Raw genomic sequence first — 22543 nt, forward strand, 5'->3', positions numbered from 1 at the left:
CACGATGTTCGACAACAACAAGAACCGGCGACAGTTGACCCTGGCTGCCTTGCTCGTGCTCGGCAGTTTCCACGCCAGCGCCTGGGCCGACGCCTATGAAGACGCGGCGAAGAAATGGATCGGCAGCGAGTTCAAGCCGTCGACCCTGACGCCGGAGCAGCAACTCGAAGAGTTGAAGTGGTTCATCAAGGCCTCGGAGCCGTTCCGTGGCATGAAGATCAACGTGGTGTCGGAAACCATCGCCACCCACGAGTATGAATCCAAGGTGCTGGCCAAGGCCTTCAGCGAAATCACCGGGATCAAGCTGACCCATGACCTGCTGCAGGAAGGCGATGTGGTGGAGAAGCTGCAAACCCAGATGCAGTCGGACAAGAACATCTATGACGGCTGGGTCAACGACTCGGACCTGATCGGTACGCACTTTCGCTATGGCAAGACCGAGTCCATCACTGACCTGATGGCCAACGAGGGCAAGGACTACACATCGCCGACCCTGGATCTGAAGGACTTTATCGGAATCTCCTTCACCACTGCGCCCGATGGCAAGGTTTACCAATTGCCTGACCAGCAGTTCGCCAACCTCTACTGGTTCCGCGCCGACTGGTTCGACAGGCCGGACCTAAAAGCCAGGTTCAAGGAAAAGTACGGCTATGAGCTGGGTGTGCCGGTCAACTGGTCGGCTTACGAGGACATCGCCAAATTCTTCAGCGAAGACGTCAAGGAAATCGACGGCAAGCGCGTCTATGGGCACATGGACTATGGCAAGAAAGATCCGTCGCTGGGCTGGCGCTTCACCGATGCCTGGTTCTCCATGGCCGGTGGCGGCGACAAGGGCCTGCCCAATGGCTTGCCGGTGGACGAGTGGGGGATTCGTGTAGAGGACTGCCATCCGGTCGGCTCCAGCGTCACCCGTGGTGGCGACACCAACGGCCCGGCGGCGGTCTACGCGACCCAGAAGTACGTCGACTGGATGCGTGCCTACGCACCGCCGGAAGCCCAGGGCATGACCTTCTCCGAGTCTGGCCCGGTGCCGTCCCAGGGCAACATCGCCCAGCAGATCTTCTGGTACACCGCCTTTACCGCTGACATGACCAAACCGGGCCTGCCGGTGATGAATGCCGACGGCACGCCGAAATGGCGCATGGCGCCGTCACCCAAAGGCCCGTATTGGGAGGAGGGCATGAAGCTGGGGTATCAGGATGCCGGCTCCTGGACCTTCCTCAAATCGACCCCGGAAAAACAGCGCCTGGCGGCCTGGCTGTATGCCCAGTTCGTCACCTCCAAGACCGTTTCGCTGAAAAAGACCATCGTTGGCCTGACCCCGATCCGCGAGTCGGACATCAACTCCCAGGCCATGACCGACCTGGCGCCCAAGCTCGGCGGTCTGGTGGAGTTCTACCGCAGCCCGGCGCGGGTGCAATGGACCCCGACCGGCACCAACGTACCGGACTACCCGCGCCTGGCGCAGCTGTGGTGGAGCCATATCGCCGAGGCGGCCAGCGGTGACAAGACGCCGCAAGAGGCGCTGGATGGTCTGGCCCGTGACCAGGACAAGATCCTCGAACGGCTGGAACGCTCCAAGGCCCAGGCGACCTGCGCGCCCAAGCTCAATCCGGAGCGCGACGCCCAATACTGGTTCGACCAGCCGGGCGCACCGAAGCCGAAGCTGGCTAACGAGAAGCCCAAGGGTGAGACCGTCAGCTACAGCGAACTGCTCAAGTCGTGGGAGGCGGCTCGCAACTGAGGCATTGCTAGGCATAAAAAAACGGCACCTTCAAAGGTGCCGTTTTTGATCCCGCGATCAAACCTTACTTATGCAGCTCTTCCGCCGCATACAAGGTGTTCTCCAGCAGGCAGGCGCGGGTCATCGGCCCGACGCCACCTGGCACCGGCGTGATCCAGCCGGCGCGGGGCAGGGCGGTCTCGTAGACCACGTCGCCGACCAGCTTGCCATCTTCCTGACGGTTGATACCGACGTCGATGACGATCGCGCCTTCCTTGATCCACTCACCTTTGACCAGGCCCGGCTTGCCAGCGGCAACCACGACCAGATCGGCGCGGCCAACGTGACCGGCCAGGTCCTTGGTAAAACGGTGGGTGACGGTAACAGTGCAGCCGGCCAGCAGCAGCTCCATGGCCATTGGCCGGCCGACGATGTTCGAAGCACCGACGACCACGGCGTTCATGCCGTACAGATCCTGACCGGTGCTTTCCAGCAGGGTCATGATGCCTTTCGGCGTGCACGGGCGCAGCAGCGGGATACGCTGGGCCAGGCGGCCGACGTTATAAGGATGGAAACCATCGACATCCTTGTCCGGGCGAATGCGCTCGAGCAGCAGCGACGCGTCCAGATGGGCCGGCAGTGGCAACTGCAGCAGGATGCCGTCGATGTTCGCATCATCATTGAGGCGATCGATCAGGTCGGTCAGGGTCTGCTGGGTGGTCTCGCTGGGCAGGTCGAATGCCTGGGAGATAAAGCCGACTTCTTCACAGTCCTTGCGCTTGTGCGAAACATAGACCTGAGAAGCGGGGTCGGTGCCGACCAGGATCACCGCCAGGCCTGGAGTACGCAGGCCTTGCTGGCGACGCTCCACAACACGTTGGGCGATCTGCTGGCGCAGGCTGGCGGCGATCGCCTTGCCGTCTATAAGGTGTGCAGTCATGACGCGTGATTAACCATCGAGAGGGAATAAAAAGAGCGCGCATTCTCGCATGAAGGGGGCCGAGGGCAAAGGCGCTTGGTCCGGCTATTCCCCTAAGCCCTTAAATAAAATGAATTTTTTTCAAAAAAGAGTTGACGACCTAACCACTCGTCTATAACATTCGTCGCACTTGTCGGGCAGAGCCTAGCACTGGTTAGCAAGGTCAGGCAGAATGAGCGGATTTGGTAGCTTGTTCGGTACGGCTAAAAGTTAATTTGTAATCGTAACAGAAAGCAGATTAAATATGCGCCCGTAGCTCAGCTGGATAGAGCATCCGCCTTCTAAGCGGATGGTCGCAGGTTCGAGTCCTGCCGGGTGCGCCAATAGGCAGCTTAGGCACAAGTAAAGCGGTAAATGCAATATGGTGGGCGTAGCTCAGTTGGTAGAGCACAGGATTGTGACTCCTGTTGTCGTGGGTTCGATCCCCATCGTCCACCCCATATTCCAAAAGGCGCCCGATGAAAATCTGGCGCCTTTGCTTTAAAAGCTTCACGCGGACGTGGTGAAATTGGTAGACACACTGGATTTAGGTTCCAGCGGCGCAAGCTGTAAGAGTTCGAGTCTCTTCGTCCGCACCATCCAAGCTTTCACCGCCCTTCGCTGAAGTGCATGAAAGCCTCGAAAAAGCCGCCTTGTGCGGCTTTTTTCGTTTCCGGGCTTGAACCAGTGCGTGGTCTTTCTGTTGTGCCTCGGCGTCCATTTGCCGGGGCATCCGTCGCCTGCCTGAAACCTTTTTAGCTGTATTACCCTTTTCCAGGCTCGCCCGTGGCTTTCGTCAGGATGCTATGCCATTGCTCCATTTGCTGCGCCGGTGCTGCGGTGCACTGGTGACAAGTACTCAAAAGCTGATAGATTTCAGCCGGTTGAGGCCGTGGCCAACGGTAAGGTAGTGAGGACAGCTACATGATTTCAAAAGAACGCCAGGCCAGCGCATTGCAGCGTTTCGCCGCAGCCAATCCGCAACTGCTCGAAGAAATTGCCGGGCTTAGCGCCCATGAGCAGCAACAGCAGATCGAGTGGGCCTTCGAAGATGCCGCGCAGGAGCAGGGGCTTGAGCCCTGGGAATTGACCCTGCAACTGATCGCCGGCTCCGACGCAGAGCTTCAGGCCATGCGCCTGGAAGTGCATCGGGAGGTCGCTGAGGCGCTGGGCATGGAATGGGAAGAGTATTGCAGTATCAACGAGATCGACGATGCGGCGCCCTGAGCGCCGAGCCGTGATCCTGTAGTGTTTTGACAAGTATTTCTGGCTGTTCGAGGTTGGGCGCGTCGCCATGATCGAAGGAGGCGTCCAGGCCTTGAGCAGCGGGTCTTGAGCGTCCCAAGGCAAGGTTTTTGCCGGGGGCTGTAAATGAAATGGACCGGCGTACTTTCCCGTCGTCTTGAACGGGGTGACTTCTGGTCTTTGAGCCACTAGAATGCTTGCCCTTGATTCTGGAGTCGGGTATCGCCGGCTAACGTCTGTGCAACGAGGAATATCCATGCAAGTTTCTGTTGAAAATACTTCTGCTCTCGAGCGTCGCATGACCATCGCCGTTCCGGCAGAGCGCGTCGAGAACGAAGTCAACAAGCGTCTGCAACAGACTGCCCGTCGCGCCAAGGTTCCAGGCTTCCGTCCTGGCAAAGTGCCGATGAGCGTGATCCGTCAGCGTTATGAAGATGCTGCCCGTCAGGAAGCCTTCGGCGACCTGGTCCAGGCTTCTTTCTACGAAGCTGTGGTCGAGCAGAAGCTGAACCCGGCTGGCGCCCCTGCCGTCGAGCCAAAATCGTTCGAGAAAGGCGGTGACCTGGAATACGTTGCCACTTTCGAAGTGTTCCCTGAGTTCACCGTTGCCGGTTTCGACTCGATCGCCGTCGAGCGCCTGAGTGCCGAAGTGGCTGACGCCGACCTGGACAACATGCTGGAAGTACTGCGCAAGCAGAACGTTCGTTTCGAAGCCACTGATCGCGCTGCCCAGAACGAAGACCAGCTGAACATCGATTTCGTCGGCAAGGTCGACGGTGAAGTGTTCGCCGGTGGTTCGGCCAAGGGCACCCAGCTGGTTCTGGGTTCCGGCCGCATGATCCCAGGCTTCGAAGAAGGTCTGGTTGGCGCCAAAGCCGGTGAAGAGCGCGTTCTGAACCTGTCCTTCCCTGAGGACTACCAGAACCTGGACCTGGCTGGCAAAGCCGCCGAGTTCACCGTTACCGTCAACAGCGTTTCCGAGCCTAAGCTGCCAGAGCTGAACGAAGAGTTCTTCGCCCAGTTCGGCATCAAAGAAGCTTCCCTGGAAGGTTTCCGCGCCGAAGTTCGCAAGAACATGGAGCGTGAACTGCGTCAGGCCATCAAGACCAAGGTCAAGAACCAGGTAATGGACGGCCTGCTGGCTGCCAACCCGATCGAAGTGCCAAAAGCCCTGCTGGAAAACGAAGTGAACCGCCTGCGCGTTCAAGCCGTTCAGCAGTTCGGTGGCAACATCAAGCCTGAGCAACTGCCGGCCGAGCTGTTCGAAGAGCAAGCCAAGCGTCGCGTCGTGCTGGGTCTGATCGTTGCTGAAGTGGTCAAGCAGAACGAGCTGAAGCCGGACGAAGCCCGCGTTCGCGAAATGATCCAGGAAATGGCCTCGGCCTACCAGGAGCCTGAGCAGGTTGTAGCTTGGTACTACAAGAACGACCAGCAACTGAACGAAGTTCGTTCGGTTGTGCTGGAAGAACAAGTTGTGGATACTGTTCTGCAGAAAGCGACTGTGACCGACAAATCGGTCTCGTACGAAGAAGCGATCAAGCCAGTGCAGGCTCCTGCCGCTGACTGATTTCCTTCTCTCGTAGGAAAACACCACAAGCCAGCCTTCGAGCTGGCTTGTGCGTATTCAAGACATGACTATTTGGGAGTGAGTGCAGGACATGTCCCGCAATTCTTATTATCAGCAGAGCTCTGACATCCAGGCCGCAGGCGGCCTGGTCCCGATGGTTATCGAGCAATCCGCTCGTGGCGAACGTGCCTATGACATCTACTCGCGCCTTCTGAAGGAGCGGGTGATCTTCCTGGTCGGCCCGGTAGAGGACTACATGGCCAACCTGATCGCGGCGCAATTGCTGTTCCTTGAAGCGGAAAACCCGGACAAGGATATCCATCTCTACATCAACTCGCCGGGCGGTTCGGTGACTGCAGGCATGTCGATCTACGACACCATGCAGTTCATCAAGCCGGACGTCTCCACCACCTGCATCGGTCAGGCCTGCTCCATGGGTGCCTTCCTGCTCGCCGCCGGTGCCAAGGGCAAGCGTCACTGCCTGCCGAACTCGCGGGTGATGATTCACCAGCCACTGGGCGGTTTCCAGGGGCAGGCGACGGATATCGAAATCCACGCCAAGGAAATCCTCTCCATCAAGTCGCGGTTGAACGAACTGCTGGCCTATCACACCGGTCAGGAGCTGGAAACCATCAAGCGTGACACCGAGCGCGACAATTTCATGAGCGCGCAACGTGCTGCCGAGTACGGTCTGATCGACTCGGTACACGAGAAGCGGCAAATGGCTGTCTGATTAAGGCGCTAAAGCAGGTGGTTGGGCTTTCCCGCCACCTGTGGACTTGAAAAAGCCCGCAATTGCCTTCATCTTGTGTTGCAAGCCTACCGGATTGGATCGATCGAATGACTGACACCCGTAACGGCGAGGACAACGGCAAATTGCTCTATTGCTCCTTCTGCGGCAAAAGCCAGCATGAAGTGCGCAAGTTGATTGCCGGCCCCTCGGTATTTATCTGCGACGAGTGCGTCGACCTGTGCAACGACATCATCCGCGAGGAGGTGCAGGAAGCCCAGGCCGAAAGCAGCGCGCATAAACTGCCTTCGCCGAAAGAAATCAGCACCATCCTGGACCAGTATGTCATTGGTCAGGAGCGTGCGAAAAAGGTACTGGCGGTAGCGGTGTACAACCACTACAAGCGCCTGAACCAACGCGACAAGAAGAACGACGATGTCGAGCTCGGCAAGAGTAACATCCTGCTGATCGGTCCGACGGGCTCGGGTAAAACCCTGCTCGCCGAAACCCTCGCGCGTCTGTTGAATGTACCGTTCACCATCGCCGATGCCACCACCCTGACCGAAGCCGGTTATGTCGGTGAAGACGTCGAGAACATTATTCAAAAGCTGCTGCAAAAGTGCGACTACGACGTGGAAAAGGCCCAGATGGGCATTGTCTACATCGACGAAATCGACAAGATCTCGCGTAAGTCGGACAACCCGTCGATCACCCGTGATGTCTCGGGCGAAGGCGTGCAGCAGGCGCTGCTCAAGTTGATCGAAGGCACGGTTGCCTCGGTACCGCCGCAAGGTGGCCGCAAGCATCCGCAGCAGGAGTTCCTGCAGGTCGACACGCGTAACATCCTGTTTATCTGCGGCGGCGCGTTCTCGGGCCTGGAAAAGGTCATTCAGAACCGTTCCACCCGCGGCGGTATCGGCTTCGGTGCCGAAGTGCGCAGCAAGCAGGAAGGCAAGAAGGTGGGTGAATCGCTGCGTGAAGTCGAGCCTGACGATCTGGTCAAGTTCGGTCTGATCCCGGAATTCGTCGGCCGTCTGCCGGTGCTGGCGACCCTCGACGAGCTCGACGAAGCTGCCTTGATGCAGATTCTCACCGAGCCGAAGAACGCCCTCACCAAGCAGTACGCCAAGCTGTTCGAGATGGAAGGCGTAGACCTGGAGTTCCGCAGCGATGCGCTGAAATCCGTGGCTCGCAAGGCCCTGGAGCGCAAAACCGGTGCCCGCGGCCTGCGTTCGATCCTCGAAGGCATCCTGCTCGACACCATGTATGAGATTCCTTCGCAGAAGGATGTCAGCAAAGTGGTGATCGACGAGAGCGTCATCGAAGGCTCTTCGCAGCCGCTGCTGATCTACGAGAACAGCGAGCCGCAAGCCAAAGCTGCACCCGACGTCTGAGTCGCCAAACGGCTCGAGTCTGCAAGGGGCCTTCGGGCCCCTTTGCTTTTCCTGTCGTAGAGCTTGTTTTTTTGCGGGGCTGCCCCCACATTAAACCCACGCTCAAATTCCACCGGTTTCCGGCCACAAGGCCGCTGTAGAGGCGAAATCATGAAGACCACCCTCGACTTGCCTCTTTTGCCATTGCGCGATGTCGTCGTCTATCCGCACATGGTTATCCCACTGTTCGTGGGGCGCGAGAAGTCCATCGAAGCCCTCGAGGCCGCAATGACGGGCGAGAAGCAGATTCTCCTGCTGGCCCAGAAGAACCCCGCTGATGACGATCCAGGCGAAGACGCCCTGTACCGCGTCGGTACCATTGCCACTGTTCTGCAACTGCTGAAACTGCCTGATGGCACCGTCAAGGTCCTGGTCGAGGGCGAGCAGCGCGGTGCAGTTGAGCGTTTCAACGAAGTCGATGGCCATATCCGCGCCGAAGTTTCGTTGATCGACGAGTCGCAGACCGCCGAGCGCGAGTCTGAGGTCTTCGTTCGTAGCTTGTTGTCACAATTTGAACAATACGTTCAGCTGGGTAAAAAGGTCCCGGCTGAAGTCCTCTCGTCGCTCAACAGCATCGACGAGCCAGGACGCCTGGTCGATACCATGGCTGCGCACATGGCGCTGAAGATCGAGCAAAAGCAGGAAATCCTCGAGATCCTCGACCTGACTACCCGTGTCGAGCATGTCATGGCGCTGCTGGACGCTGAAATCGACCTGCTGCAGGTGGAAAAACGCATCCGCGGCCGGGTCAAGAAACAAATGGAACGCAGCCAGCGCGAGTACTACCTGAATGAGCAGATGAAGGCCATTCAGAAGGAGCTGGGCGACAGTGAAGAAGGTCATAACGAAGTCGAAGAGCTGAAAAAACGCCTCGACGCCGCTGGCCTGCCAAAAGATGCCTATGCCAAGGCTCAGGCCGAGCTGAACAAGCTCAAACAGATGTCGCCGATGTCTGCCGAGGCCACCGTGGTACGTTCCTACCTCGACTGGCTGGTGCAGGTGCCGTGGAAAGCCCAGAGCAAGGTGCGTCTGGACCTGGCCAAGGCCGAAGAGATTCTCGATGCCGACCATTACGGTCTGGAAGAGGTCAAGGAGCGCATCCTTGAGTACCTCGCGGTGCAGAAACGGGTGAAGAAGATCCGTGGCCCGGTGCTGTGCCTGGTCGGCCCTCCCGGGGTGGGCAAGACCTCCCTGGCCGAGTCGATCGCCAGTGCCACCAACCGCAAGTTCGTGCGCATGGCCCTGGGGGGCGTGCGTGACGAAGCCGAGATTCGTGGTCACCGGCGTACCTACATCGGTTCGATGCCGGGTCGCCTGATTCAGAAAATGACCAAGGTCGGTGTGCGCAACCCGCTGTTCCTGCTCGATGAAATCGACAAAATGGGCAGCGATATGCGTGGCGATCCGGCCTCGGCGCTGCTTGAGGTGCTCGATCCCGAGCAGAACCACAACTTCAACGATCACTATCTGGAAGTCGATTACGACCTCTCCGATGTGATGTTCCTCTGCACCTCCAACTCGATGAACATCCCGCCAGCGCTGCTGGACCGGATGGAAGTTATCCGTCTGCCGGGTTACACCGAAGACGAGAAGATCAACATCGCGGTGAAGTACCTGACGCCCAAGCAGATCAAGGCTAACGGCCTGAAAAAGGGCGAACTGGAAGTCGACGTCACGGCGATTCGCGACATCATCCGCTACTACACCCGCGAAGCCGGTGTACGGGGCCTGGAGCGCCAGATCGCCAAGGTCTGTCGCAAGGTGGTCAAGGAGCACTCAGGCCTCAAGCAAGTGGCTGTGAAGGTCACTGGCGAGCAGCTGGAGCACTTCCTCGGGGTGCGCAAGTTCCGTTATGGTCTGGCCGAGCAACAGGATCAGGTGGGGCAGGTCACTGGCCTGGCCTGGACCCAGGTCGGTGGTGAGTTGCTGACCATTGAAGCGGCGGTGATTCCGGGTAAAGGCCAGTTGATCAAGACCGGCTCCCTGGGCGATGTCATGGTCGAGTCGATCACCGCGGCGCAGACGGTTGTCCGTAGCCGGGCGAGAAGCCTGGGTATCCCGGCCGACTTCCACGAGAAGCGTGACACCCACATCCACATGCCCGAAGGCGCGACGCCCAAGGATGGTCCAAGTGCCGGTATCGGCATGTGCACCGCCCTGGTCTCGGCCCTGACCCAGATCCCGGTACGCGCAGATGTTGCCATGACCGGTGAAATCACCCTGCGTGGACAGGTGTTGGCCATCGGTGGTTTGAAAGAGAAACTGTTGGCCGCGCACCGTGGTGGGATCAAGACCGTGATCATTCCTGAAGAGAATGTGCGGGATTTGAAAGAAATTCCTGAGAATATTAAGCAGGATCTTCAGATTAAACCGGTCAAATGGATTGACGAAGTCCTCCAAATTGCGCTGCAATACGCCCCGGAGCCCTTACCAGATGTGGCTCCCGAGATTGTCGCCAAGGATGAAAAGCGCGACAGCGATTCCAAGGAAAGAATTAGCACGCATTAGTACGTATTTGGCTGGGGGGCTTTCTTGACAGTATTTTCAGGCCCTTGTTATAAAGCGGCGCCTAAGCGTCAATAGGCCACCCAGCGCTCGTTTAGCTTTTCATTACATACTTAGAAACAAACTCAATAGAGATATAAGGGGACTTAGAGTGAACAAGTCGGAACTGATTGACGCTATCGCCGCATCTGCTGACATCCCGAAAGCTGTAGCTGGCCGTGCGCTGGACGCAGTAATCGAATCCGTCACCGGCGCCCTGAAGGCAGGTGACTCCGTGGTACTGGTAGGTTTCGGTACCTTCTCCGTCACCGATCGCCCAGCTCGCACCGGCCGCAACCCGCAAACCGGCAAGACTCTGGAAATCCCTGCTGCCAAGAAGCCAGGCTTCAAGGCTGGCAAGGCACTGAAAGAAGCCGTCAACTAAGACCTTCCTTCAGGCTTACGCCTAACCGAGCCTGGCTCATGCCTGGCTTGGCTGCTGAGCATCGGGACACGCTGAAAAGCACCAGATGTTCGGTCGGTTACGAGAAGGCGCATCTTCGGATGCGCCTTTCTTCTATCAGGAATCTACCCACGCTCCACGGTTGTTTCATTCAGTACAGCCGTTTCTGGGGGACGCATGCTGCAGAATATCAGGGACAATTCACAAGGTTGGATTGCCAAGACCATCATCGGTGTCATCGTAGCCTTGATGGCACTGACCGGCTTCGATGCCATCTTCCAGGCCACCACCAACAGCCAGGACGCTGCCAAGGTCAATGGTCAAACCATTAGCCAGAACGAGCTGAGCCAGGCCGTCGACATGCAACGCCGACAGCTGATGCAACAGCTGGGCAAGGATTTCGATCCGTCGCTGCTCAACGAGAACATGCTGCGTGAAGCGGCGCTCAAAGGGCTGATCGACCGCAAGTTGCTGCTGCAAGGCGCCGAAGACGCCAAGTTCGCCTTTTCCGAAGCTGCACTTGACCAGTTGATCCTGCAAACGCCTGAGTTTCAGGTTGATGGCAAGTTCAGTGCCGAGCGTTTTGACCAGGTGATTCGTCAGATGGGCTACGGCCGTCTGCAATTCCGCGAAATGCTGGCTCAGGAAATGCTCATTGGGCAACTGCGCGCAGGCCTGGCCGGCAGCGGTTTTGTCACCGATGACCAGGTCAATGCTTTCGCTCGTCTGGAAAAGCAGACCCGCGACTTCGCTTCGCTGACCTTCAAGGCCGATCCGGCTGCGGTCAAGGTGACCGACGAGCAGGTCAAGGCGCACTACGATGAGCACGCCAAAGAATTCATGAGCCCGGATCAGGTGGTCATTGACTACATCGAGCTGAAGAAGTCGGCGTTCTTCGATCAGGTCAATGTCGACGAAGACGAGCTCAAGGCACTGTACGAGAAAGAAATCGCCAACCTGGCCGAGCAGCGCCATGCCGCGCACATCCTCATCGAAGTCAACGACAAGGTAAACGAAGCGCAGGCCAAGGCGAAGATCGAAGAGATCCAGCAGCGTCTGGCCAAAGGTGAAGACTTTGCCGCGCTGGCCAAGGAATTCTCCCAGGACCCGGGTTCGGCCAACAACGGCGGTGACCTCGGTTATGCCGGGCAGGGCGTTTACGACCCGGCCTTTGAAGAGGCGCTGTATGCGCTGAACAAAGACCAGGTTTCGGTGCCGGTGCGCACCGAATACGGTTTCCATCTGATCAAGCTGCTGGACGTGCAGGCACCTGAAGTGCCGAGCTTCGCCAGCCTGAAAGACAAGCTGACCCGCGAACTCAAGACCCAGCAGGTCGAGCAGCGCTTTGTCGAAGTGACCAAGCAACTGGAAGACTCTGCATTCGAAGCGTCCGACCTGGCTCAGCCAGCTCAGGATCTGGGTCTGAAGGTTCACACCTCGGCGGCCTTCGGTCGTGAAGGTGGCGAAGGCATCACTGCCAACCGTGCCGTGATCCAGGCCGCTTACAGCACTGAAGTGCTGGAAGAGGGTGCCAACAGCACTGCCATCGAACTGGATCCGGAAACCATCGTGGTCCTGCGCGTCAAGGAACACCGCAAGCCTGAGCAACTGGGGCTGGACGTGGTCTCTGACAGCATCCGTAAGCACCTGGCCAAAGAGCAGGCGACCGCTGCCCTGAAAGCCAAGGCTGACAAGCTGATCGCCGGTCTGCGTGACGGTAGCATCGCACTGGGTGCTACCCAGGAAGGTCAGAGCTGGAAGGTCCAGGAAGCGGTCTCGCGCAGCCAGGAGGGCATTGATCCGGTCGAGCTGCAGGCAGTGTTCCGTATGGCCAAGCCAGAGGCCAAGGACAAGCCGGTCTACAGCAGCGTGACGCTCAACGACGGTAGCCTGGTTGTATTGCGCCTCAATGGCGTCAACGAAGGCGCTGCGGCCACCGATGAAGAGAAATCGGCATACCGCCGCTTCCTCGCTTCGCGTGCTGGCCAGCAGGACTTCGCTGCTTACCGCAAGCAGCTGGAAGCCAAGGCCGACATCACTCGCTATTGAGTGATCCACGCCAGAAACAGAAAAGGCCGCTTATGCGGCCTTTTCTGTTTTTAGCATCTGGCTCCCCCGGGGGCGAGAAAGGCTGCCTCCAGCAGCTGTCGGGTATAGGCATGTTGCGGTGCGGCGAAGATATCCGCCGCGGCACCTTGTTCCACCACCTTGCCCTGCTTGACCACCATCAACTGATGGCTCAGCGCCTTGACCACCGCCAGGTCATGGCTGATGAACAGGTAGGTGAGGTTGTATTTGCTCTGCAGTGAACGCAACAGCTCGACCACTTGGCGTTGCACTGTCCGGTCCAGCGCCGAGGTCGGCTCGTCCAGCAGGATCAGCGCCGGCTTCAACACCAGTGCGCGGGCGATGGCGATACGCTGGCGCTGGCCGCCGGAGAACTCGTGCGGGTAGCGATGGCGAGCCTGGGGATCCAGGCCAACTTCGTGCAGGGCGGCGATGATTGCCTGCTCTTGTTCGGCCGCGGTACCGATGCGATGAATACGCAGGCCTTCGCCGACGATGTCGCTGACGCACATACGCGGGCTGAGACTGCCGAACGGGTCCTGGAACACCACCTGCATCTGCCGGCGTAGCGGACGCACCTGTTGTTGATTCAGGTTTTCAAGCGCGGTGCCCTGGAAGCGAATGGCACCCTGGCTGCCGAGCAAACGCAGGATCGCCAGGCCGAGGGTGGATTTGCCCGAGCCGCTTTCGCCCACGATTCCCAGGGTTTGCCCCTGCGGCAGGCTGAAGTTGATGCCGTCCACCGCCTTGACGTGATCGACGGTGCGCCGCAGCAGGCCTTTTTTGATCGGGAACCAGACGCGCAAGTCTTCGACCTCCAGCATCGGCTTGCCTGCCGGGTTGCCGGCCGGACCGCCGCTGGGCTCGGCGCCGAGCAGCATCTGCGTGTACGGGTGCTGCGGGCTGTGGAACAAAGTCTCGCAGTCGGCCTGTTCGACGATGCAGCCGCGTTGCATCACGCACACCCGGTGAGCAATGCGCTTGACCAGATTGAGGTCATGACTGATGAGCAACAGGGCCATCCCCAGGCGCGCCTGCAGCGACTTGAGCAATTCGAGAATCTTCAACTGCACGGTGACGTCCAGCGCCGTGGTCGGCTCGTCGGCAATCAGCAGCTCCGGCTCGTTGGCCAGGGCCATGGCAATCATTACCCGCTGCCGCTGGCCGCCTGAGAGCTCGTGTGGCAGGGCTTTGAGGCGTTTGTGTGGCTCAGGGATGCCTACCAGGTCAAGCAGCTCCAGCGTGCGCGCAGTGGCCTCCTTGCCACGCAGGCCCTTGTGCAGCAGGAGGATCTCGTTGATCTGCTTTTCGATGTTGTGCAGCGGGTTGAGCGAGGTCATCGGCTCCTGGAAGATCATCGCGATGCGGTTGCCGCGAATACGGCGCATCTGCTTTTCATCCAGGGTCAGCAGGTCGCGCCCTTCGTAGTGAATCGTGCCGGATGGGTGGCGCGCCAGCGGGTAGGGCAACAGGCGCAGGATCGAATGGGCGGTCACCGACTTGCCTGAACCGCTTTCACCGACCAGGGCCAGGGTCTCGCCGCGGCGGATGTCGAAGCTGATGCCTTCGACCACCCGTTGGCTCTGCTCGCCGGTGATGAACTCGACCGCCAGGTTGCGCACTTCGATCAAGGTTTCATTGCTCATGTCATTTCCTCGGGTCGAAGGCGTCGCGGGCGGACTCGCCAATGAATACCAGCAGGCTGAGCATCAGCGCCAGCACGGCAAAGGCGCTGATGCCCAGCCAGGGCGCCTGCAGGTTGGACTTGCCCTGGGCCACCAGTTCGCCCAGCGATGGCGCGCCAGGTGGCAGGCCGAAGCCGAGGAAGTCCAGGGCGGTCAGCGTACCGATGGCGCCGGTGAGAATGAAGGGCATGAAGGTCATGGTCGAGATCATGGCGTTGGGCAGGATGTGGCGGAACATGATCGGGCCGTCCTGCATGCCCAGGGCGCGCGCCGCACGAACGTACTCCAGGTTGCGGCCACGCAGGAATTCGGCGCGCACCACATCGACCAGGCTCATCCAGGAAAACAGCAGCATGATCCCCAGCAGCCACCAGAAGTTGGGCTGCACAAAGCTGGCAAGGATGATCAGCAGGTACAGCACCGGCAGGCCCGACCAGATTTCCAGGAAGCGTTGCCCGGCCAGGTCCACCCAGCCGCCGTAGAAGCCCTGCAGGGCGCCGGCTATCACGCCGATGATCGAGCTGAGAATGGTCAGGGTCAGGGCGAACAGTACCGAGATGCGGAAGCCGTAGATCACCCGAGCCAGCACGTCACGGCCCTGATCGTCGGTGCCCAGCCAGTTCTGGGTCGAAGGTGGCGCCGGAGCGGGCACCTTGAGGTCGTAGTTGATGCTCTGGTAGCTGAATGGGATCGGCGCCCAGAGTACCCAGCTGTCCTTGGCGGCCAGCAACTCGCGGATGTAGGGGCTCTTGTAATTGGCCTCCAGCGGGAATTCGCCGCCAAAGGCGGTTTCCGGGTAGCGCTTGAGTGCCGGGAAATACCATTCGCCGTCGTAGCGTACGACCAGGGGCTTGTCGTTGGCGATCAGTTCGGCGCCCAGGCTCAGGCCGAACAGGATCAGGAACAGCCACAGCGACCACCAGCCGCGGCGGTTGGCCTTGAAACGCTCGAAGCGTCGACGGTTGAGAGGGGACAAGGTCATCTCAGTGCTCCCGGCTGTCGAAGTCGATACGGGGGTCGACCAGGGTATAGGTCAGGTCGCCGATCAGTTTCACCACCAGGCCGAGCAGGGTGAAGATGAACAGGGTGCCGAAGACTACCGGGTAGTCACGGTTGATGGCCGCTTCGAAACTCATCAGGCCCAGGCCGTCGAGGGAGAAGATCACCTCGATCAACAGCGAGCCGGTGAAGAAGATGCCGATGAAGGCCGAGGGGAAGCCGGCGATCACCAGCAGCATGGCGTTGCGGAACACGTGGCCATAGAGCACCCGGTTCGGGCTCAGCCCTTTGGCTTTGGCAGTGACCACATATTGCTTGTTGATCTCGTCGAGGAAGCTGTTCTTGGTCAGCAGGGTCATGGTGGCGAAGTTGCCGATCACCAGCGCGGTTACCGGCAGGACCAGGTGCCAGAAATAGTCGAGGATCTTGCCGGTGGTGCTGAGTTCGTCGAAGTTGTTCGAGGTCAGGCCGCGCAGGGGGAACCAGTCAAGGTAGCTGCCACCGGCAAACACCACGATCAGCAAGATCGCGAAGAGGAACGCCGGAATTGCGTAGCCGACGATGATCGCCGAGCTGGTCCAGACGTCGAAGTGGCTGCCGTGACGGGTGGCTTTGGCGATCCCCAGAGGAATCGACACCAGGTACATGATCAAGGTGCTCCACAGGCCCAGGGAAATCGACACCGGCATCTTTTCGATGATCAGGTCGATGACCTTGGCATCGCGGAAGAAGCTGTCACCGAAATCCAGGCGGGCGTAGTTGTTGATCATGATCCACAGACGTTCCGGCGCCGACTTGTCGAAACCGTACATCTTTTCGATTTCCTTGATCAGGGCAGGGTCCAGGCCTTGCGCGCCGCGGTAGTTGGAGCCAGCCACCGAGACTTCGGCACCGCCACCGGCGATGCGGCTGGTCGCGCCCTCGAAGCCCTCGAGCTTGGCGATCATCTGCTCGACCGGGCCGCCGGGTGCGGCCTGGATGATCACGAAGTTGATGATCAGGATGCCCAGCAAGGTCGGAATGATCAGCAGTAAACGCCGGAAAATGTACGCCAGCATGTTATTGCGCCCCTGCGGTCGGTGGCGCATCTGGCGCTGGATTCAGCGGCACGGCCGGTTCTACGTCCGGCTTGATCCACCAGGTGTTGATGCCGATGTCGTACTTGGGCGATACCTTCGGGTGGCCAATGTGGTTCCAGTAGGCAACTCGCCAGGTCTTGATGTGCCAGTTGGGGATCACGTAGTAGCCCCACTGCAGGACCCGGTCGAGGGCGCGGCAGGCTTCGATCAGGCTCTGCCGGGAGTCGGCATTGATCAGGTCTTCGACCAGAACGTCGATAGCCGGATCCTTGAGGCCAATGAAGTTGCGGCTGCCCGGGTTGTCGGCGGCGGCACTCTGCCAGAATTCGCGTTGCTCGTTGCCGGGCGAGTTGGACTGTGGATAGCCGCCGACGATCATGTCGAAATCACGTGAGCGCAGGCGATTGATGTACTGAGATACGTCGACCCGGCGAATCACCAGGTCGATGCCGAGGTCGGCCAGGTTGCGCTTGAACGGCAGCAGGATCCGCTCGAACTCGGTCTGGGCGAGGAGAAACTCGATCGACACCGGTTTGCCCTGGGTGTCCACCATCTTGTCATCGACAATGCGCCAGCCGGCTTCCTGCAGCAGTTTGTAAGCCTTGCGCTGTTGTTCGCGGATCATGCCGCTGCCATCGGTGACCGGATTGGCAAACGCCTGGGTAAAGACCTGTTCGGGAATCTTGCCGCGTAGCGGTTCGAGAAGTTTCAGTTCGGCTGCCGAGGGCAAGCCTTTGGCCGCCATTTCGGAGTTTTCGAAGTAGCTGCCGGTGCGGGTGTAGGCGCCGTTGAACAGTTGTTTGTTGGTCCACTCGAAGTCCAGCAGCAGGCTCAGGGCCTCGCGCACCCGCACATCCTGGAACACCGGGCGACGGATGTTGAAGACGAAGCCTTGCATGCCGGTCGGGTTGCCATTGGGCAACTCCTCCATGATCAGGCGCTTTTCCCGGACGGCGGGCACGTCATAGGCGGTGGCCCAGCTTTTCGCCGCCGTTTCCAGGCGGTAGTCGAACTGACCGGCCTTCAACGCTTCCAGAGACACCGTACTGTCGCGGTAATAATCGGTGGTCATCACGTCAAAGTTGTAAAAACCGCGATTGACCGCCAGGTCCTTGCCCCAGTAGTCCTTGACCCGCTCATAGCGGACCGAGCGTCCGGCCTTGACCTCGGCGACCTTGTACGGGCCGCTGCCCAGCGGAATCTCCAGGTTGCCTTTGGTGAAGTCGCGCCCCTCCCACCAGTGCTTGGGCAGTACCGGCAACTGCCCGAGGATCAACGGCAGTTCGCGGTTGTTGCTGTGCTTGAACTTGAACAGCACCCGCTGCGGGTCTTCGGCGATCACTTCGGCGACATCGGCGTAGTAACCACGAAACAGCGGCGCGCCACTCTTGATCAGGGTGTTGAAGGTGAACACCACGTCTTCGGCGTGAATCGGGTGGCCATCATGAAAGCGTGCTTGCGGGCGCAGGTAGAAGCGCACCCAGCTGTTGTCCGGTGCCTTTTCAATCTTGCCGGCCACCAGGCCGTACTCGGTGAAGGGTTCGTCCAGGCTCTGGGTCATCAGGGTGTCGTAGATCAGGCCGATGTCATCGGCCGGGACGCCCTTGTTGATGAACGGGTTGAGGCTGTCGAAGCCACCAAAACCAGCCTGGCGGAAAGTGCCGCCTTTGGGGGCGTCCGGGTTGACATAGTCGAAGTGTTTGAAGTCGGCCGGGTACTTCGGTGCTTCGTCGTACAGGGTCAGGGCATGTTGCGGGGCAGCCAGTGCCTGGAAACTGAAGCAGGCCAGCAGCAGGGCGAAGGCCTTCAGGCGCAGGCCGGGCAGTGACATCATTGGGCGTTCTCCGAAGGCTTTATCCACCAGCTGTTGAGCCCCAGGGTGTAGGGCGGCGTGGTGACGAAGGCGAACCGGTTACGGTAGGCCAGACGGTGATTGTCCAGGTACCAGTTGGGAATCATGTAGTAGTGCCACAGCAACACCCGGTCCAGGGCCCGTGCTGCTGCCACTTGTTCGTCGCGGCTCTGGGCGGCGAGCAGGGTGTCGAGCAGGTGATCGACCACCGGGTCTTTGACCCCAGCGTAGTTCTTGCTGCCTTTGGTCGAGGCCTGGCTGGAGTGAAAGTACAACCATTGTTCAAGGCCGGGGCTGAGGGTCTGGTTCAGGGTCATCAGAATCATGTCGAAGTCGAACTGGTCCAGACGTTGTTTGTACTGGGCCCGGTCCACGGTGCGCAAGCGCGCATCGATGCCGATGCTGGCAAGATTTTCGACATAAGGTTGCAGGATCCGCTCCAGGTTCGGATTGACCAGCAGCAGCTCGAGCTTCAGCGGGTTGCCTTTGTTGTCGAGCAGGCGCTGACCATTGAGTTTCCAGCCAGCCTGGCCGAGCAGGTTGAGGGCCTGGCGCAGGGTCTGGCGGTTGATGCCGCGCCCGTCGGTGTGGCTGACTTTGTAGGGCTCGGTGAACAAGGCAGCGGGCAACTGCTCGCGATAGGGCGCAAGTAGCAGCCACTCTTTGCCTACCGGCAGGCCACTGGCCGCGAATTCGCTGTTGGGGTAGTAGCTGCTGGCGCGGCGATAGGCACTGCTGAACAGGGCGCGGTTGGTCCACTCGAAATCCAGCATCAGCCCCAGGGCCTGGCGGACTCTTGCGTCGCTGAAGGCTGCACGGCGGCTGTTCATGAACAGGCCTTGGGTCTGGGTCGGGATCTTGTGTGGAATCTGCGCCTTGATCACCTGGCCACGGCGCACCGCCGGGAAGTTATAACCATTGGCCCAGTTCTTGGCCTGGTGCTCGATGTAAATATCGAACTCGCCGGCTTTGAACGCTTCGAAGGCCACGGCGCTGTCGCGGTAGAACTCATACTCGACCCGGGCGAAGTTGTATTTGCCGCGGTTGACCGCGAGGTCCTTGCCCCAGTAATCCTTGACCCGCTCAAACACCAGGCGCCGCCCTGGCTGGACCTGGGTGATGCGGTAGGGGCCACTGCCCAGCGGTGGCTCGAAGGTGGTGGCTTTGAAGTCGCGGCTTTTCCAGTAATGTGCCGGCAGCACCGGCATCTCGCCCAGGCGCAGGATCAGCAACGGATTGCCGGCGCGCTTGAACACGAAGCGGATACGCCTTGGGTTGAGGATGTCGACCCGCTGCACTTCCTGCAGGTTGGTACGGTAGATCGGGTGACCTTCCTTGAGCAGGGTGCGATAGGAAAAAGCCACGTCGCTGGCCGTGATGGGATGGCCGTCATGAAAGCGCGCTTCCGGGCGCAGGTTGAACACCACCCAGCTGCGGTCCTCGCTGTATTCCACGGAGCCTGCAATCAGGCCGTAGCTTGAGGTCGGCTCGTCGCCCGAGGGGTCGTACTGACCGGTGCCGACCATCAGCGGTTCATTCAGCTCGGTTACCCCGTACTGCAAGAAGTTGGGAGTGGTGACCGGGCTTGAACCCTTGAAGGTGTAGGGGTTGAGCGTATCGAACGTGCCAAATGCCATGGCGCGCAAGGTGCCGCCCTTGGGCGCTTGCGGATTGACCCAGTCGAAGTGGGTGAATTTGGCTGGATACTTGAGCGTGCCGAACTGGGCGTAACCATGGCTTTCGCTGATTGTTGCGCCCGCGGGAAAGCTCAAGACCAGGCTGATTGACAGCAACAGGAGGGGACGTATCAAGTCGGCGATCCGATCCAGGCGGCTTGGGCTTTGTTCCAGCTACAGTAACAGCTTGTATCGGCTGGAAAAAGAGGTCCGCCAGGACGGTCGGTGTGGCTCCGGTCTAGAGTGCGGAGCCTGGTGTTCAGTGTGGCAGGTAAACAGTCAGGGTCTGGCCTGGCTTGAGGGCATGGCCGCTACGCGGATTCCAGCGCTTGAGGTGCTGCATTTCGACGTTGAAACGCTTGGCCACCAGGTACAGCGAGTCGCCTTTGCGGACCTTGTACTGGGTGGATTTTTTCTGGTTCTTGTCCTGCACCGGCTGGGCGCTTTGCATGACCAGCGTCTGTCCGGCCTTGAGGCCATGACCAGACAGTTTGTTCCAGCGCTGCAGGTCTTTGACGCTGACCTTGTTGGCCTTGGCGATGCTGCCCAGGCTGTCGCCACGTTTGACCCGGTAACGGCTGTTGCGGGTTGTGGTTGTGCGCGGTGCGGCCTCGGCCAGTGCAGCTTCGAATACGGCCTTTTTCGGCTGCAGCGAGAGCAGCTCTTCGGGCTTCATGTTCGACAGGCTGGCGGTCAGCAACTGCGCCTTGGCGGTCGGTACCAGCAGTTGCTTGGGACCATCGACAGTCATGCGTTTCTTGAACGCCGGGTTGAGCTGGAACATCTCGTCTTCGTCGATATCGGCCAGCTCGGCGACCCGCGACAGGTCCAGGCGGTCATTGATGGCGACGGCTTCGAAGTAGGGTTCGTTGGCGATCGGGTTGAGATTCACGCCATAGGCCTGCGGCGTCATTACTACTTGCGACAGGGCCAGCAACTTGGGCACATAGTTGCGGGTTTCCTGAGGCAGAGGCAGGTTCCAGTAGTCGGTCGGCAGGCCGAGCCTCTCGTTGCGCTCGATGGCCCGGCTGACGGTACCTTCACCGGCGTTGTAGGCGGCCAGGGCGAGCAACCAGTCGCCATTGAACATGTCGTGCAGGCGGCTCAGGTAGTTCAGTGCGGCGTTGGTCGAGGCGGTGATGTCGCGACGGCCGTCGTAGAAACGGGTCTGGCGCAAGTTGAAGTGGCGACCGGTGGACGGAATGAATTGCCACAAACCTACCGCATGGGCCCGGGAATAGGCCATGGGGTTGTAGGCGCTTTCGATGGCCGGCAACAAAGCCAGCTCAAGCGGCATGTTGCGCTCTTCGAGGCGCTCGACGATGTAGTGGATGTACAGGCTGCTTCGGTCGCCGGCGGTTTCCAGGAACGAGGGATTGCTGGCGAACCACAGGCGTTGCTGCTCGATGCGCGGGTTGGCCGCCATGTCGTCCTGCAGGGCGAAGCCTTGGCGCATGCGCTCCCAGACATCCTGAGGTGCCTGCTCGGCCTGTTTGACCGGCACGAACACCGGTTTCTGCTTCATCCTCGCCTGGTAGTTGTGCGCGCGAACGCTCTCGGATTCGTCAAGCTGACGGGTGCTCTGGCAGCCCACCAGGGTGGCGGCCAGGGCCAGCGCACTGGCTTGGGCCAGGCGCGTCAGGGCGACGGAATTGAAGGTTCTGCGGCTATTGGACGACATTGGCTGGGACAAAGTTCCGGGCAAAAATGTCGGGCGATTCTAGAAAGCAGCCCCCCTGTGGTCAACCTTTGAGAACTTTCAGGACCTAGCAGCGGCTGTTTAGAAGCTGTCCTTCCAAGCCCGCAACCCAGCAAAAACAGCACTTGGAGTGGGGTTTTTCAGGGTATTCCGTTCGTCTAATTTTTCTTTAACGGATGTTTCGGCAGTACGCAAAAAGGGGTTGGTCAGCTTTTCCAGTGCCAAGGTTGATGGCAACGTGATGCGATCGTGCGCCCTCAGTTGGGTAACGTCGTCGAAGCGTTGGGCAATGTGCTGGTTATCGGGTTCAACTGCCCTGGCAAAACGCAGATTGCTCAGGGTGTATTCGTGGGTGCAGTACACCAGAGTCTGGGCAGGCAGGGCCGCCAGGCGCTCGAGGGAATGGTGCATCTGCTCGGCGGTACCCTCGAACAGGCGACCGCAGCCCGCCGCAAACAGGGTATCGCCACAAAACAGCAGCGGGCTGGCAGTTTGCCCGCAATAATAAGCAATGTGTCCCAAGGTATGTCCAGGTACTGCAATGATCTGGAAATCCAGACCCAGGACGCGCACGCTGGCTTCGTCGTCCAGGGCCAGGTCACGCCCCGGGATGCGTTCGTGGGCCGGGCCGCAAACCCGCGCAGCGGTGGCTTTCTTGAGCTGCTCGACACCACCGACGTGGTCGTGATGGTGATGGGTGATCAGAATGTCGCTCAGCTGCCAGCCCGGATGACGCTCGAGCCAGGCCAGCACCGGTGCCGCATCGCCTGGGTCGACCACCGCACAGCGCTGGTTGGCAGAATCCTGTAACAACCAGATGTAGTTATCGCTGAAAGCGGGCAGGGCATCGATCTGTATCATGGTGCGATTCGCCAAACGTTGG

Annotated in this window: 16 protein-coding genes and 3 tRNA genes; 11 read left to right on the forward strand and 8 right to left on the reverse strand. The window is 59.7% G+C overall.

Annotated features, from left to right (window positions below):
* Window positions 1–4: 4 nt before the first annotated feature.
* Complete coding sequence (locus AC07OF_RS19930) at window positions 5–1744, forward strand: ABC transporter substrate-binding protein (RefSeq protein WP_495073363.1); 1740 nt, start codon at window positions 5–7, stop codon at window positions 1742–1744.
* Between the two features lie 64 nt (window positions 1745–1808).
* Here AC07OF_RS19930 and folD read toward each other — a convergent pair whose 3' ends face one another.
* Complete coding sequence (gene folD, locus AC07OF_RS19935) at window positions 1809–2663, reverse strand: bifunctional methylenetetrahydrofolate dehydrogenase/methenyltetrahydrofolate cyclohydrolase FolD (protein WP_157193355.1); 855 nt, start codon at window positions 2661–2663, stop codon at window positions 1809–1811.
* A gap of 285 nt (window positions 2664–2948) precedes the next feature.
* Between folD and AC07OF_RS19940 the strand changes: the two genes are divergently transcribed.
* The 10 genes from AC07OF_RS19940 (at window position 2949) to AC07OF_RS19985 (ending at window position 12652) form a co-directional block, all read left to right on the forward strand.
* Window positions 2949–3025 (forward strand) — tRNA-Arg (locus AC07OF_RS19940).
* Window positions 3026–3066: 41 nt separating this feature from the next.
* Window positions 3067–3142: transfer RNA gene (locus AC07OF_RS19945), tRNA-His, on the forward strand.
* Window positions 3143–3195: 53 nt separating this feature from the next.
* Window positions 3196–3280, forward strand: a tRNA-Leu gene (locus AC07OF_RS19950).
* 325 nt (window positions 3281–3605) lie between these two features.
* Entirely contained in the window at window positions 3606–3908 is a 303-nt protein-coding gene (locus AC07OF_RS19955; RefSeq protein ID WP_038613048.1) for a DUF6388 family protein, read from the forward strand.
* Window positions 3909–4182: 274 nt separating this feature from the next.
* On the forward strand, window positions 4183–5493 hold the full coding sequence (tig, locus tag AC07OF_RS19960) for a trigger factor (RefSeq protein ID WP_476445759.1): 1311 nt from the start codon (window positions 4183–4185) through the stop codon (window positions 5491–5493).
* Window positions 5494–5584: 91 nt separating this feature from the next.
* A complete protein-coding gene (gene clpP / locus AC07OF_RS19965) occupies window positions 5585–6226 on the forward strand; it encodes an ATP-dependent Clp endopeptidase proteolytic subunit ClpP (protein ID WP_038613044.1) in 642 nt (213 codons plus the stop codon).
* A gap of 107 nt (window positions 6227–6333) precedes the next feature.
* On the forward strand, window positions 6334–7617 hold the full coding sequence (gene clpX / locus AC07OF_RS19970; RefSeq protein WP_038613042.1) for an ATP-dependent Clp protease ATP-binding subunit ClpX: 1284 nt from the start codon (window positions 6334–6336) through the stop codon (window positions 7615–7617).
* 150 nt (window positions 7618–7767) lie between these two features.
* Window positions 7768–10164 (forward strand): endopeptidase La, encoded by a 2397-nt coding sequence (gene lon, locus AC07OF_RS19975; protein ID WP_157193317.1) that lies wholly within the window; start codon window positions 7768–7770, stop codon window positions 10162–10164.
* A 148-nt stretch (window positions 10165–10312) separates the two neighbouring features.
* On the forward strand, window positions 10313–10585 hold the full coding sequence (locus AC07OF_RS19980) for an HU family DNA-binding protein (protein ID WP_038613039.1): 273 nt from the start codon (window positions 10313–10315) through the stop codon (window positions 10583–10585).
* A 195-nt stretch (window positions 10586–10780) separates the two neighbouring features.
* Window positions 10781–12652: a SurA N-terminal domain-containing protein gene (locus AC07OF_RS19985; protein ID WP_476445758.1), complete on the forward strand. Its 1872-nt coding sequence runs from the start codon at window positions 10781–10783 to the stop codon at window positions 12650–12652.
* 50 nt (window positions 12653–12702) lie between these two features.
* On the opposite strand, the gene AC07OF_RS19990 is transcribed toward AC07OF_RS19985, so the two are convergent.
* The 7 genes from AC07OF_RS19990 to gloB form a co-directional block, all read right to left on the reverse strand.
* Window positions 12703–14316, reverse strand: coding sequence for an ABC transporter ATP-binding protein (locus tag AC07OF_RS19990; RefSeq protein ID WP_157193315.1), 1614 nt, complete (start codon window positions 14314–14316; stop codon window positions 12703–12705).
* Between the two features lies 1 nt (window position 14317).
* Window positions 14318–15337: an ABC transporter permease gene (locus tag AC07OF_RS19995; protein WP_157193314.1), complete on the reverse strand. Its 1020-nt coding sequence runs from the start codon at window positions 15335–15337 to the stop codon at window positions 14318–14320.
* A gap of 1 nt (window position 15338) precedes the next feature.
* Window positions 15339–16412, reverse strand: a complete 1074-nt coding sequence (locus AC07OF_RS20000) for a microcin C ABC transporter permease YejB (protein ID WP_038613031.1) — start codon at window positions 16410–16412, stop codon at window positions 15339–15341.
* A gap of 1 nt (window position 16413) precedes the next feature.
* Window positions 16414–18267, reverse strand: a complete 1854-nt coding sequence (locus AC07OF_RS20005; protein ID WP_476445757.1) for an extracellular solute-binding protein — start codon at window positions 18265–18267, stop codon at window positions 16414–16416.
* A complete protein-coding gene (locus tag AC07OF_RS20010) occupies window positions 18264–20093 on the reverse strand; it encodes an extracellular solute-binding protein (protein ID WP_157194777.1) in 1830 nt (609 codons plus the stop codon). The genes AC07OF_RS20005 and AC07OF_RS20010 overlap by 4 nt, the downstream gene beginning before the upstream one ends.
* A 127-nt stretch (window positions 20094–20220) precedes the next feature.
* On the reverse strand, window positions 20221–21642 hold the full coding sequence (locus tag AC07OF_RS20015; RefSeq protein WP_157193312.1) for a transglycosylase SLT domain-containing protein: 1422 nt from the start codon (window positions 21640–21642) through the stop codon (window positions 20221–20223).
* A gap of 99 nt (window positions 21643–21741) precedes the next feature.
* Window positions 21742–22521: a hydroxyacylglutathione hydrolase gene (gloB, locus tag AC07OF_RS20020; protein ID WP_157193311.1), complete on the reverse strand. Its 780-nt coding sequence runs from the start codon at window positions 22519–22521 to the stop codon at window positions 21742–21744.
* Between the last annotated feature and the right edge of the window lie 22 nt (window positions 22522–22543).

The sequence above is a fragment of the Pseudomonas sp. GW821-FHT10B02 genome (assembly GCF_059415665.1).

Bases quoted from the DNA above. Each gene is read 5' to 3' on its own strand.
- AC07OF_RS20015 (WP_157193312.1), bottom strand. From the start codon at position 21,642: ATGTCGTCCAATAGCCGCAGAACCTTCAATTCCGTCGCCCTGACGCGC.
- AC07OF_RS19995 (WP_157193314.1), bottom strand. From the start codon at position 15,337: ATGACCTTGTCCCCTCTCAACCGTCGACGCTTCGAGCGTTTCAAGGCC.
- folD (WP_157193355.1), bottom strand. From the start codon at position 2,663: ATGACTGCACACCTTATAGACGGCAAGGCGATCGCCGCCAGCCTGCGC.
- clpX (WP_038613042.1), top strand. From the start codon at position 6,334: ATGACTGACACCCGTAACGGCGAGGACAACGGCAAATTGCTCTATTGC.
- AC07OF_RS19985 (WP_476445758.1), top strand. From the start codon at position 10,781: ATGCTGCAGAATATCAGGGACAATTCACAAGGTTGGATTGCCAAGACC.
- tig (WP_476445759.1), top strand. From the start codon at position 4,183: ATGCAAGTTTCTGTTGAAAATACTTCTGCTCTCGAGCGTCGCATGACC.
- AC07OF_RS20000 (WP_038613031.1), bottom strand. From the start codon at position 16,412: ATGCTGGCGTACATTTTCCGGCGTTTACTGCTGATCATTCCGACCTTG.
- AC07OF_RS19990 (WP_157193315.1), bottom strand. From the start codon at position 14,316: ATGAGCAATGAAACCTTGATCGAAGTGCGCAACCTGGCGGTCGAGTTC.
- gloB (WP_157193311.1), bottom strand. From the start codon at position 22,521: ATGATACAGATCGATGCCCTGCCCGCTTTCAGCGATAACTACATCTGG.
- AC07OF_RS19955 (WP_038613048.1), top strand. From the start codon at position 3,606: ATGATTTCAAAAGAACGCCAGGCCAGCGCATTGCAGCGTTTCGCCGCA.
- AC07OF_RS19930 (WP_495073363.1), top strand. From the start codon at position 5: ATGTTCGACAACAACAAGAACCGGCGACAGTTGACCCTGGCTGCCTTG.
- clpP (WP_038613044.1), top strand. From the start codon at position 5,585: ATGTCCCGCAATTCTTATTATCAGCAGAGCTCTGACATCCAGGCCGCA.
- AC07OF_RS20005 (WP_476445757.1), bottom strand. From the start codon at position 18,267: ATGATGTCACTGCCCGGCCTGCGCCTGAAGGCCTTCGCCCTGCTGCTG.
- lon (WP_157193317.1), top strand. From the start codon at position 7,768: ATGAAGACCACCCTCGACTTGCCTCTTTTGCCATTGCGCGATGTCGTC.